Source organism: Blautia sp. MSK20_18, assembly GCF_020553125.1.
Lineage (GTDB): Bacteria > Bacillota > Clostridia > Lachnospirales > Lachnospiraceae > Blautia_A > Blautia_A fusiformis.
In genome coordinates this window covers 98,402-111,033 of sequence record NZ_JAJCGR010000001.1, presented here as the reverse complement: position 1 = coordinate 111,033, position 12,632 = coordinate 98,402, and the positions used below count along the sequence as shown (strand labels likewise).

Here is a 12,632-nt window from a genome sequence, read left to right as displayed (position 1 = left end):
TTTATTGTTATTTATTAAAAGGGAAGCTTAAAGCCGCCTCTTTTTCCCATATTCATCTTGCCGCCTGTTAATCCCGGCATCTGTTTCATCATCTTCTTGCTCTGCTCAAACTGCTTCACAAGACGATTTACTTCTGTAATATCCACTCCGGCGCCTCTGGCGATACGGTTCTTGCGTGAGATGTTCAGAATGTTAGGGTTACTTCTCTCCTGAGGTGTCATGGAAAGAATGATGGACTTGGTACGGTCCATAGCCTTCTCATCGATCATACCCTCGATATCCTTCATCTTACCGCCCATTCCGGGAAGCATGTTCAGGATACTGGAAATACCACCCATCTTGTTCATCTGCTCCATGCTGGTAAGATAATCATTGAAGTCGAAGTCCATTTTCTTCAGCTTCTTTTGCATCTCCTGAGCCTGTTCCTGATCCACAGATGCTTCCACCTTCTCGATCAGACTCATTACATCGCCCATTCCAAGGATCCTGGAAGCCATACGTTCCGGATAAAACTGTTCCAGATCTGAAAGCTTCTCTCCCATACCAACATAGAAGATCGGTTTGCCGGTCACGGCTTTAATGGAAAGCGCAGCGCCGCCTCGTGTATCACCGTCCATCTTAGTCAGGATCACACCATCAATGCCGACTTTATCAGAAAAGTTCTGCGCCACATTTACTGCATCCTGTCCTGTCATGGCATCAACTACAAGCACTGTAGCATCTACATTCACATTCGCTTTGATATCCTCAAGCTCCTGCATCATATCCTCATCAATGTGAAGACGTCCTGCTGTATCGATGAGCACAACATTCTGCTGATTGGATTTCGCATGCTCGATAGCTGCTTTTGCAATATCCACGGGATTCTGCTTATCTCCCATGGAAAAGACCTCGACGCCCTGTTTCTCACCGTTTACCTGCAGCTGTGTGATCGCTGCCGGACGGTAAACATCACAGGCCACAAGCAGTGGTCTCTTTCCCTTGGATTTCAGTTTGCCTGCCAGCTTGGCAACCGTCGTTGTCTTACCTGCACCCTGAAGACCAACCATCATAAGAACGGTAAGATCCATTCCCGGTTTGATCGGAAGCTCTGTTGTCTCACTTCCCATCAGGTTGACCAGCTCATCATTTACGATCTTGATCACCATCTGTCCCGGATTCAGACCATTCATAACATCCTGTCCGATAGCCTTTTCCTGAACGGATTTCGTAAACTGCTTAACGACCTTAAAGTTAACATCCGCTTCCAGAAGCGCCATCTTAACTTCCTTCAGTGCTACCTTGACATCAGCCTCTGTGAGACGACCCTTGCCCTTCAGCTTCTTAAATACATTCTGCAGTTTATCTGTTAAACTCTCAAATGCCATTGATCATAACTCCTCTAATATCACATTGGAAATCGCCGCAATATCTTCGGCGTGGTACTTGTCAGCCAGTTCATGGATCTTTATGACCTGACTGCGGATGTTCAGGAATTTCTCGACCAGATGAAGCTTCTCTTCATATTCTTCCAACGTCCGATTGCACCGTCTGATCATATCATGCACACCCTGTCTGCTGATGCCAAGTTCCTCAGCAACCTCACTTAAGGAATAATCCTCAAATACCACACTGGTGTACACCTGCCGCTGCCTCTCTGTCAGAAGCTCTCCATAAAAATCAAATAAAAATGTCTGCTCTACAAATTTCTCCATCTGTAATCACCTTGGCTATCATACACGATTCCGACACACCTGTCAAGGGTTTTTGCTTTACAAATTTATTTTTTCCTGAATTTCACAAAAAAAGGCCGGAAAAGCACTTTTCTGCTGGGTTTTGCAGGCTTTTCCGACCTTTGTTATTCTAAGTCATGAACCACCAGTTCAACTGGTGGTTTGATTATGCCCCTATAAGGGGCCTATGCCTGCAACGCCTGAAAGGCGGATGCCTCAAGCACTTATACCGGCTGGCCTCTAAAAGAGGCTATCTTCTAGTATCTTCTCTTCTCGATTCTTCTTTTTGTTGCTGAATGTATTCCTTTACCGCATCTTCTGTGATATTGCCTACTGTTGCGACATAATATCCTCTGGCCCAAAAAGCTTTTGACCATCCATTTACACTTTCCGGATATTTATCGTGTATCATTAATGCACTTTTTCCTTTTATGTACCCTACCACATCTGACACTTTTTCGCTTGGCGGAATGCCTAAACACAAATGTACATGATCTGCGCATACTGCACCTTCTACTATTTCTATGTTCCGGTAATCGCACAGTTTTTTTATTATTTCTCTTACATCTGCTTTTAATCTTCCGTACATAATTCGTTTTCTATACTTTGGTATAAACACTATATGATACTGGCATTTATACCTTGTATGTGATAAACTACTACTGTCCACGTTGGACCGCCTCCTATTCTCTTTAGTATTGGCTTGAGACACCTTTACTATTGTATCATAGGAGGCTTTATTATACATTCTACAACGTCACTACTACACTATTCGCCCCAGCATAGCTGGGGGATTAGCTCTTTCATTTACTTCTTATTAATAAATGTGATATCTTTTCCATATTCTTTGATCAGCTTCGGAAGATCATTAACAGACATACAGCCCTGCTCTTTTTTCCGCACTTGTTTTGCCACACCCCAATATAAAAGGCTTGTTTCTGCACTTGTTTTTTCCTTATGATTCTATTATACTGTAAATCAAAAGAATCACAATTCCACATAATATGGCTATTATTCCTGTTTTTTCCTACAAAATATAGGAGGGAGGATTTTCCTTGAAACTCAGTGCAAAACTCATCTGCTATCATTTACAGAAATCTTTTCCCATGCATACATCCAGGCTGGATACATTCCCCACCCTTTCCTGCCCTTCCCGCTTTGAAAAGAACACCTCTCTTCAGGATGGGCGTGTTTACCTTATCACAGATCCGGATTTTCAGCTCACTTTTCATCATCCCAAAAATATTCTGTTCCTGATGATTGGAAAAATCTATCAGAACTACGAATTAACTCAGCCAAACATGTGTATCATCCCTGAAGATATTCCAGTCAATATTGTCTTTAACAGGATTCAGGATATTTTTATCCTATATGATCAGTGGAATCAGTCCCTGATGGATTCCCGTCTCCGGAACGCATCTATCCAGGAGCTTCTGGATCTTACAGCTTCCATTATTCCCAATCCAATGATGCTGATCGGTATGGATTTTACTATCATTGCCTCCAGAGACTGGAATCTAAGTGATCTTTCCAATTCTGTTTTGGGTTCCACTGAAAATTCCTGGGCTATTGTGGACAGCCTGAAGCAGGATCCTCATTACGAAGAGGCTTTTTATAAAACCGGATATTTTTATTATCCGGGAAATGGCCTTACTGCTCCTTCTCTTTGCGTAAATATCTCCAATAATGATAAAGCAGTATACAGGCTGATGTTTTCCGAAGGTGAGGTTCCCCTGGATGATACGTTTGGTTTTGTTCTGGAGTACCTTTCCCAGATGGTATCCCATGCACTTTCCACAGGAATCATGCACAGCCGGGATAAAGCTTTTCCTCTGCATCAGATTTTTATGTCCATTCTGACTGATCCCGGAGCTGATTATGTAAAAGTCAGTCAGCAGCTGACAAATGTAGGGTGGCTTTCTTCCCATATATATCAATGTATTTTGATCCAGACCGGGCTGATCGACCAGAAAAATCTGACCCTCAATGCCATCTGTAATTATCTTGAAAATACGATCCCGGCCAGCTGTGCTACCGAATATAAAGGAAATGCGGTGCTTTTTATCAATCTGGATCTCTGCACTCTGACTATCCATGAGATTTCCGATAAGATCGAGGGTTTTATCAAAAGCAGCATGTTAAGCGCCGGATACAGCCGGAAGATGCTTGGACATTTCAATTTCCACCGGCAATACACGCAGGCTTCTGTTACCCTGCAGGTTGGAAAACGCAAAAATCCCGCAGAAAGTATCCACTATTTTGACTCCATCGCTCTGCCCTATATTCTGGAACAGGCAACCAAAAAGCTTCCTGCTTACATGGTCTGTCACGAAAAGCTTCTGTCAATGAAATATAAGGATGAGGCAAAGCAATCTCATCTCTATGAAACACTACGTTGTTTTCTGGAGCACAACCAGAACATTTCTCATACTGCCAGCGCTTTATTTATCCACAGAAGTACTCTTCTTTATCGTCTGGATAAGATCAAAGCTTTTCTGGATTCAGATCTTACAGACAGAAACGAGATCCTGTATCTGTTGCTTTCTTTTCATCTGATGGATATGGAAGAAGAAAACCGGAATGCAAGATCATAAAAACGGGAACTCTCTTAAATATTTAGCGTTTTCCCAGCTGCCAAAATGCAACTGCACTGGCTGCCGCCACATTCAGTGAATCCACACCGTGTGCCATTGGAATACATACTGTATAATCACAGTCCGCAATGGTCTTCGAAGCAAGGCCATCCCCCTCTGTTCCAAGAACTACTGCCAGTTTTTCTTCTGCCATCAGATGAGGATCATCAATATCAAAGGAATCCTCCCTAAGAGCCATGGCTGCCGTCTTAAATCCCATCGCTTTCAGAGACCGGATTCCTTCCGTTTTCCACTCTGTTTTTTCATCAAAAAATGTCCATGGTATCTGGAATACGGTTCCCATGCTGACACGGATCGCACGGCGGTACAATGGATTGCTGCACCCCGGTGTCAGCAGCACCGCATCCATCCCAAGAGCCGCCGCAGAACGAAAGATCGCGCCTATATTAGTAGGATTTACCACATTTTCCAGAACTGCGATCCTGCGGGCATTTTTGCATACATCGACTATATCAGGAAGCGCCGGCCGGCGCATTGCACAGAGCATTCCTCTTGTCAGCTTGAATCCAGTCAGCTGCGTCAACACATCAAATTCTGCCGTATAAACCGGGATGTCTCCACAACGACGGATCAGTTCTTTTGCCTCACCCTCAACATGTTTATGTTCCACCAGAAAAGAAATCGGCTGGCACCCGGAATCCAAAGCTCTCTCAATAACCTTCGGGCTCTCCGCAATAAAGATCCCCTTCTCCGGTTCTGCCCGGTTCAAAAGCTGTATCTCCGAGATCCTGGCATATACATCCAGCTCCGGAGCGTTGAAATCTGTGATTTCTATGATATTTGACATGGTTATTTTTCTCCTGTTCTATCTTCTTGTTTTCATCCTGCTATTGTAACAGAATCTCTTTGCAAAAGAAAGCCAGGTGTTATATGTTTCCACCTGGCTTTGCTGCTACTTGTAAAACAATTTGTTTATATTCAGATTCTCACTTCCATCCACCGGATCATATCCCCGATCACTTCATCTTTACAATACTCATTCAGGATCTCATGAAAAAGTCCGCCGTAGATCTTCATCTGCTTGTCTTTTGATCCTGCTTCTTTAAAGAAATCATAGGTATCCTGTACACTTACCAGACCGTCTTTCTCGCCGTGTGTCATAAGGACTGGATAATGGAACTCTGCTTTTTTCTCTTTGAACCAGTCAAGTCCGTCGCAGATCGCATAGCATAACCCCGCTGTAAAGGACTGTTTATTGTATGGATCTTTTCCGTACCAGTCTACCACTTCCTGTACAGAGCATACGCCTGAACCCAGCTGATTGGCAAGGCGCGTATGTACATCCATTTCTCCCGGCACACCACGTATCAGATTGCCGTTATCTGCGGTTAGCGCACCACTGGTAATGATCCCCCGGAGCTTTTTGTCCGGATATTTGGCTCCGTACAGAGAAACCGTAAATCCGCCCATGCTGTGTCCCAGAAGAAATACCGGAATATCTGGATTTTCCTCAATTGCCATATCCACAACTACGTTGGTGTCGTCCAGAAGCTCATTGAAATCTGAATAAAAAGTCTCTTCACCCTCAGACCGTCCATGTCCTCTGTGATCAAAACGATAGGTTCCGATTCCCGCCTCATGAAGTTTTTCCGCAAAATAATCGTACCTGCCCTGGTGCTCACAGAGTCCGTGGACAATCACGATCACCGCTTTATTGTCTGCTGCCGTTTCTTTTTTCAGATACAGTTTCGTTCCGTCAAACGATGTGATCATACTTTCACCCATAATAAAACCCTCCCTTTTCTTTCTGCGAGATACATATCCCCATTATATGTCTCACGCTATCTGATAGGTTTATCATATCATGAAATCTGTATTTTGATAACCCTTATTCGTAATTATCAGCAATTATATGTTTTTTTACAAAAAGTAATAAAAAATAAAGGGGTGACATATTTTGTTCTCTGAACTATAATCACCTCAGTACAAAGGGGCTGTCGCACTAAAAAATTAGTGCGACAGCCCTTTCTTTTTTCATTGTTAGGGCAAATCCCTAACAAAAACAGCAGCGGAATATCTACATTTCCGCTGCCTGAATTTCTTATTCTACTTCTTCCGGCTCCATGCTGAGCATATGGCCTTCCTGATTTCCAATATCATATTTCTGTCCGTATTCCTTGAAATACTGGTAGTAGTCCGCACTGTTTGTGGGATAGATCTTAGAATCGTGAATATGAAGATCAGATCCTGTCTCTCCGCTCTTCATAAGTGCCACCATAGCACTTGCACAGTGAGTTGCGATACGACAGAAACTGTTGAGGATATCACTAAATACCGTTCCCTCTTCCAGTCCGCATTTGCCCTGGCTCAGTCGCTCTGCATGACGCATCTTCAGTACATCACAAAGTCCTGTGATCACAGCTCCGAGAGGTGCTACTCTCTGTGCCATTTCTTTATCGTCTTTCATGAAAGCATTGCAGGTTATATTGATATCCTCACGAACTGCCTCCATAACAACATTCAGCTCATCCCAGGCTTCCTGTGAAAAATTCGTATGGTTATCATGCATTTCATTGGACATATGAGCAATGTAAGAAGCATGATCACCGATACGCTCAAAGTCATTGATCGTATGCAGATACAGTGAAGTCTGTCTTGTCTGTGCAGAATTCATCTCTCTCTTTGTCAGCTGGATCAGATACTCTCCTAGACGACTTTCATACTTGTCGATCAGATCCTCTTTTCGCTGAACCTTATCATACTTATCCTGCTGATAATCATTCAGAAGATTCATGGCTCTGTTGACATTCTTACGGAGCTTCTTGGACATTCCGTTCATTACACGGTGACACTGTGCGATAGCAAGGGCCGGGTAATTCAGAAGACGCTCTTCCAGAAGATCAAAGTCTGCCTCATCTTCCAGATCTTCTTTGTCATCCTTCACAAGCCAGCATACCAGCTTCTCGATCTTTGGAATGAATGGAAACAGCACGATAACCGTTGCCAGACGGAACACCGTATTCAAAAGTGCGATCGCTACCGGTGTCATGGTCATATCCATAAATGTAAAATGTACAAACGCATTCACGGTATAAAAGATCACTGACCAGAGGATCAGACCAAACAGGTCATTGATCAGATATACAAGAGCAGTTCTTTTACCGTTCTTATTTGCTCCGATGGCTGAGATCAGAACTGGACATGCAGCACCAACACCGATACCAAGAACGATCGGAAATGCACTTGCAAATGTCAGGATACCGGTTACGGAAAGAGCCTGGAGCACACCGACTGTTGCAGACGCACTCTGGAGTACCGCAGTAAAAGCGATACCTACGAGAATACCTGCGATCGGATTGGAAAACATAGTCAGCATCTTGATGAACATCGGACTCTCACGCAATGGAGATACCGCACCACTCATCATCTGCATACCTGTCATCAGGATCGCAAAACCAAGCATGATATTTCCCACGTTCTTATGTAAGGTACGCTTACAGAACATACGGAAAATAATACCAACTACAGCCACAACAGCAGAAATAGTTGCTGTGGAAAGAACGCTGGCGATTCCATTGGATCCTTCAATATAAGAAAGACATAAGATCCAGCCAGTAATACTGGTTCCGATATTGGCTCCCATGATGATACCGATCGCCTGTTTCAGTTTCATCATACCGGAGTTTACAAAACCGATCACCATAACTGTCGTCGCAGAAGACGACTGGATCACACTGGTAACACCAGTACCAAGTGCGACACCCTTCAGCGGAGTATTGGTCATCTTATAAAGAAATGCTTCCAGCTTATTACCTGCTGCCAGCTTCAGACCATCGCCCATTAGGGACATACCAAACAAAAATAATGATACTCCACACAACAAAGATAAGATCATTGAAAAAATTGCCATAATTTTCTCCTTTGTCATACTCGCTTCCTGTCATAATCTGTCAGGAGCCATGTTATCCTGAAAATGCAACTTTACATTTCCTTAATCTGGATTTTTCTTATTTTTAACATTTTCCCATTTATTATGCCACATCAATTTCCATATTACAACAACAGATTTATTTCGAAAATAAAAAAAATCGAAGGCAGCGGATCATCTTCCAAAACTCTGCCTTCGAAATGAGTATTTTTGAGTTATTTTTCACAAAATTTTTTATTTTTCCAGGCGCATCAGCATATCATCCAAAATATTTTCCAGGTACTCTCCCGTTGTTCTTTCCCCTTCTTTTTTTATCTGGAGCATCGCTTTCAAATCTTCATCGGACAGGCAGATGATCAGTTTCCCGCTTTCCCGTAGACTTCCCCGTGCAGCCATTTTCGCATGTTTATCCGCTCCTTTTCTGGAAATAATGATCGCAACTTTACGGAGAGCTTTTTCGTACAGATATTTTTCTGTAGTGTAAATTTCCCTCTGAGTAATAGGCTTTTCATAGTTTTTAAACTCGAACACGATATATTTCGTAGAAAAATACTTACAGATCGTGTCAAAAAAATCCTGTGTCACCCCGTTTTTGATCTTACAGCACATGTCAAAACGATACAGATTTTCCTCTGTTGTCTTCTGCTGCTCCCACAAAGTCAGATATTCTCCAAGGATATATTTCAGAATAGAAACACAAAGTTCCTCATATTTCTTGAAAGCTGCACTACCGGTCTCCAACACTTTTAACTGCGCTATATAGCTGTCAGCAACCGATTCCGGATCCGTATTCTCCATCTGGCTGCTTTCCTCAAAGATAAAAGGCTCCGGTCTCTCCGGTTCTATGTTTTCCACCGAATAATTCAGAATCGAGATCAGTTCGTTCTTCAGTTCCGGATAGTCCTCAAAGAGCCACAGCACATTTCGGATGTCCCAGACATATCCAAGCTTCGCCTCTTCGTACTTTCTCTTAGTCTCATCAGAGACCAGATTCGCCACTACACAGATATTTTGTAATGGCAGATCCTTTTTCTGATCTGACACTGCTTTTCCAACCAGGCGGCTATAACTCTGCAACCGTTTAAGTGTAGCGATTTCTTTGGAATCACTGTACATTCTGGTCATAAAGACCCATTCATCGCTTTGGAAAGAAACCCCTTTATATGTAAGGTATTTTTCAAAAAGCTGCTTAAAGCGGGCCATATTTTCCCAGTTTTTCATCTGCACATCACCCTCTGAATTTATATAGGGTTCTACGCAGAGATTGCGAACGACCTGTTCTGTCACTTTTATGTTCGGCGCATATATCAGGCTTCTGTACATCCGGCTTTTGTTTGGCACAGAACGTGGAAAATCTTCCGGAAATCCCTTTAATCTGGCTATTTCTTTGTGTGTGATCTTATGATAGACGCCATGGATACGGATCAGCGGCATTTTTATCAGATTCAGACGAACCTGCCCGGATTCCCGATAACCGCCTTTTTCCCAACACAAAACGCTGTCGCCGGCATGCGAAGCATCTATCTTCTCTTTCGCAAAATCAATCCTGTAATACCAGGAATCCTGTGGATTCATTTCCACCCAGCCATCCAGCAGGATACTACTCTTATGGAACTGCACCGGCATGATCATATCCGAAGCATTCACTCTTTTTAAAACAATATATGCAAATTCTTCCCGCAGCGGAAATGCAGTAACCTCCGAACTCTGGATATTTTTATGCGTGATATGGTATCCATATTCTTGCAGCTGAAAAATGTGCTCCTTTATGAACCCTTTCCATAATTGCTTTTTCATAACAAAAAGAATGACCGGCGGCCGTCTTCTTTGCACCAGGGCCAAACTACGAAACACCTCTTCTTCTTTCGACTGCGTCAGACCAAAAGCCCAGACATTACTATCCGGAACTGTGGCAGGATCTATGGAAGAAAGGCTGCATGCAGTTACATTTTAACTTATATTTTCCTGATAGATCTCTGTCACTTTCCTGTCCGGCTCATATGCTTTCAAAATCTCATAACCGGCATTTTTAAAACCCAGAGTCAGTGCACCGATACCGGCATTAAAGATCACCACTGTATTCTTCATATATTTTTTCCTATCTTATTATTTGTACTGTGACAGCAGCTCCAAAAGCTTACCACTGTTGATTGGTTTGTTATAATTGATCCCCACAAGCCAGGATATTCCCTGTACATTTCTGTAAAGACTCCGGATAATTTTTCTCCTTTATCTGCTCTATGGCTGTCCGGGCACTCTGGTTTCAGTTCAATCTCCTCTCTGGCACTACCGGCATAAGCATGTACCCGTCACCCCTTCTTAATATCCCCTGAAAAGCAAAATAATTTCACAGCATCATATGTCTATATGATACCATGAAACTATTTTTGCGTAAAGATTTTATAAAAAAGCCTCAGAGTATTTTCGCATATACATACTCTGAGGCTTTCTCTATAGTCCATATATATTTTTTACTCCACTGTCACGCTCTTCGCCAGATTTCGTGGTTTATCCACATCCAGGCCTTTGGCTACGCTTACGTAGTAGCCCAGAAGCTGAAGCGGGATCACTGCCAGGGATGTTGCAAAGTGCGGGTCTGTTTTCGGGATGTAGACGGTGAAGTCTGCGGTATCCTCGATATTGTAATTGCCAAATGTGGTCAAGCCCATAAGGTAGGCGCCACGGCTCTTACACTCAACCATATTGCTGACTGTTTTTTCGTAGAGATCCGGCTGGGTCAGCACACCGATCACAAGAGTCCCGTCTTCGATCAGGGAGATCGTTCCGTGTTTCAGCTCTCCGGCAGCATAGGCTTCAGAATGAATGTAACTGATCTCTTTCATCTTCAGACTGCCCTCCAGGCTGATAGCGTAATCAATTCCTCTTCCTACAAAGAAAGCATCTTTTACATTTGCCTGTTTTGAGGCAAACCACTGGATACGCTCCTTATCTTCCAGGATCTTACAGATCTTATCCGGAAGTGTCTGCAGTTCACTGATATAATTGCTGTAGGCTTCTTCTGTGATCGTTCCTCTTACCATTGCAAACTGGATCGCAAGTGTATAAGCTGCGATCAGCTGTGTGCTGTACGCCTTGGTAGTAGCTACAGAAATCTCCGGTCCGGCCAGAGTATAAAATACATTATCAGCCTCACGTGCAATGGAAGATCCCACTACATTAACGATTCCCAGTGTACGAATACCATTTTCCTTGCATTTACGAAGTGCTGCAAGACTGTCTGCTGTTTCACCGGACTGGCTGATGATCACTGCAAGGCTGTTGGTGTTAAGGGCCATTTTTCGGTAACGGAATTCGGAAGCGAGCTCTACCCTTACCGGAATCTGTGCAAGATCCTCGATCACATACTGTGCTGCCATTCCTACATGATAAGCGGAGCCGCAGGCTATGATATAGATCTGCTGGATGTTCCGGATGCTTTCTTCTTCCAGGCCAACTTCACTGAGGTCGATCTTTCCATCCTTGAGCACGGAATTCAACGTATCCAGTACTGCCTTTGGCTGTTCATGAATCTCTTTCATCATGAAATGCTCATATCCGGCTTTTTCCGCTGCTTCTGCATCCCATTCAATGGTTTTCAGCTCTTTCTCGATCTCATCTCCATCAAGATTGTAGAAGGTGACTTCGCCTTTTTTCACACGCGCCATCTCCAGATTGCCGATATAATATACATTGCGGGTGTATTTCAGGATCGCCGGTACGTCAGAAGCGATAAAGGATTCATCTTCTGCCACTCCAAGGATCATGGGGCTGTCTTTTCTGGCTACATATATTTCACCCGGATAATCCTTGAACATGATCGCAAGGGCATAGGAACCACGGATACGTACCATGGAATGTGTGATGGCATCCACCGGTGTTCCCTCATATTTCTTGTAATAATAATCGATCAGCTTGACTGCTACCTCGGTATCGGTCTCAGAATAGAAAGTATAGCCTTTACGGGTGAGCTTATTTTTCAGTTCCTGATAGTTCTCAATGATGCCGTTGTGGACTGCTACGATATTACCGTCGTCTGTCATATGCGGATGTGCATTGTTCTCAGAAGGTTCACCATGAGTTGCCCATCTGGTATGACCGATACCACAGGTTCCCGGTACAGTCTCTCCGCCGTTTGTCTTTTCTGACAGAACTTTCAGTCTTCCCTTGGCTTTGATCACTTCCGTCTCGTCCTCGCCGTCACGTACGGCAATTCCAGCGGAATCATATCCTCTGTATTCCAGCTTGGAGAGTCCATCTAAAAGGATCGGAGCTGCCTGGTGTCTACCTGTAAATCCTACAATTCCACACATATTTATCTGTCCTTTCTGTCTATGCAGGTATTTTCGCAAAAGACCGGGCTGTTACATCATATGCAACAGTCCGGTCAGAAGTTTCAGT

General features: G+C 43.5%; 10 protein-coding genes. 1 reads left to right on the top strand and 9 read right to left on the bottom strand.

Annotation, left to right across the window (positions count from 1 at the left end; all coding sequences use genetic code 11):
• Window positions 1-14 precede the first annotated feature (14 nt).
• From ffh to tnpA, 3 genes are all read right to left on the bottom strand, one after another.
• On the bottom strand, window positions 15-1,367 hold the full coding sequence (gene ffh, locus LI091_RS00485) for a signal recognition particle protein (protein ID WP_015525221.1): 1,353 nt from the start codon (window positions 1,365-1,367) through the stop codon (window positions 15-17).
• 3 nt (window positions 1,368-1,370) lie between these two features.
• On the bottom strand, window positions 1,371-1,694 hold the full coding sequence (gene ylxM, locus LI091_RS00480) for a YlxM family DNA-binding protein (RefSeq protein WP_015525222.1): 324 nt from the start codon (window positions 1,692-1,694) through the stop codon (window positions 1,371-1,373).
• Between the two features lie 268 nt (window positions 1,695-1,962).
• Window positions 1,963-2,382, bottom strand: coding sequence for an IS200/IS605 family transposase (gene tnpA, locus LI091_RS00475; protein WP_059085701.1), 420 nt, complete (start codon window positions 2,380-2,382; stop codon window positions 1,963-1,965).
• 385 nt (window positions 2,383-2,767) lie between these two features.
• Between tnpA and LI091_RS00470 the strand changes: the two genes are divergently transcribed.
• Window positions 2,768-4,306 (top strand): PucR family transcriptional regulator, encoded by a 1,539-nt coding sequence (locus tag LI091_RS00470; RefSeq protein ID WP_118608052.1) that lies wholly within the window; start codon window positions 2,768-2,770, stop codon window positions 4,304-4,306.
• Window positions 4,307-4,328: 22 nt separating this feature from the next.
• On the opposite strand, the gene LI091_RS00465 is transcribed toward LI091_RS00470, so the two are convergent.
• The 6 genes from LI091_RS00465 to glmS form a co-directional block, all read right to left on the bottom strand.
• Window positions 4,329-5,153: a TrmH family RNA methyltransferase gene (locus tag LI091_RS00465; RefSeq protein WP_118608053.1), complete on the bottom strand. Its 825-nt coding sequence runs from the start codon at window positions 5,151-5,153 to the stop codon at window positions 4,329-4,331.
• Window positions 5,154-5,284: 131 nt separating this feature from the next.
• Window positions 5,285-6,091 (bottom strand): alpha/beta hydrolase, encoded by an 807-nt coding sequence (locus LI091_RS00460; RefSeq protein WP_015525224.1) that lies wholly within the window; start codon window positions 6,089-6,091, stop codon window positions 5,285-5,287.
• 316 nt (window positions 6,092-6,407) lie between these two features.
• On the bottom strand, window positions 6,408-8,216 hold the full coding sequence (locus LI091_RS00455; protein WP_118608070.1) for a Na/Pi cotransporter family protein: 1,809 nt from the start codon (window positions 8,214-8,216) through the stop codon (window positions 6,408-6,410).
• 252 nt (window positions 8,217-8,468) lie between these two features.
• Entirely contained in the window at window positions 8,469-10,088 is a 1,620-nt protein-coding gene (locus LI091_RS00450) for a hypothetical protein (RefSeq protein ID WP_265190660.1), read from the bottom strand.
• A 96-nt stretch (window positions 10,089-10,184) separates the two neighbouring features.
• On the bottom strand, window positions 10,185-10,322 hold the full coding sequence (locus tag LI091_RS00445; RefSeq protein ID WP_022427033.1) for a DNA cytosine methyltransferase: 138 nt from the start codon (window positions 10,320-10,322) through the stop codon (window positions 10,185-10,187).
• A gap of 383 nt (window positions 10,323-10,705) precedes the next feature.
• Window positions 10,706-12,544: a glutamine--fructose-6-phosphate transaminase (isomerizing) gene (glmS, locus tag LI091_RS00440; RefSeq protein ID WP_022427034.1), complete on the bottom strand. Its 1,839-nt coding sequence runs from the start codon at window positions 12,542-12,544 to the stop codon at window positions 10,706-10,708.
• Window positions 12,545-12,632: the final 88 nt, after the last annotated feature.

Coding starts and splice junctions, on each gene's coding strand:
- ffh (WP_015525221.1), bottom strand. CDS start 1,367: ATGGCATTTGAGAGTTTAACAGATAAACTGCAGAATGTATTTAAGAAG.
- ylxM (WP_015525222.1), bottom strand. CDS start 1,694: ATGGAGAAATTTGTAGAGCAGACATTTTTATTTGATTTTTATGGAGAG.
- LI091_RS00465 (WP_118608053.1), bottom strand. CDS start 5,153: ATGTCAAATATCATAGAAATCACAGATTTCAACGCTCCGGAGCTGGAT.
- LI091_RS00460 (WP_015525224.1), bottom strand. CDS start 6,091: ATGGGTGAAAGTATGATCACATCGTTTGACGGAACGAAACTGTATCTG.
- LI091_RS00455 (WP_118608070.1), bottom strand. CDS start 8,216: ATGGCAATTTTTTCAATGATCTTATCTTTGTTGTGTGGAGTATCATTA.
- LI091_RS00445 (WP_022427033.1), bottom strand. CDS start 10,322: ATGAAGAATACAGTGGTGATCTTTAATGCCGGTATCGGTGCACTGACT.
- glmS (WP_022427034.1), bottom strand. CDS start 12,544: ATGTGTGGAATTGTAGGATTTACAGGTAGACACCAGGCAGCTCCGATC.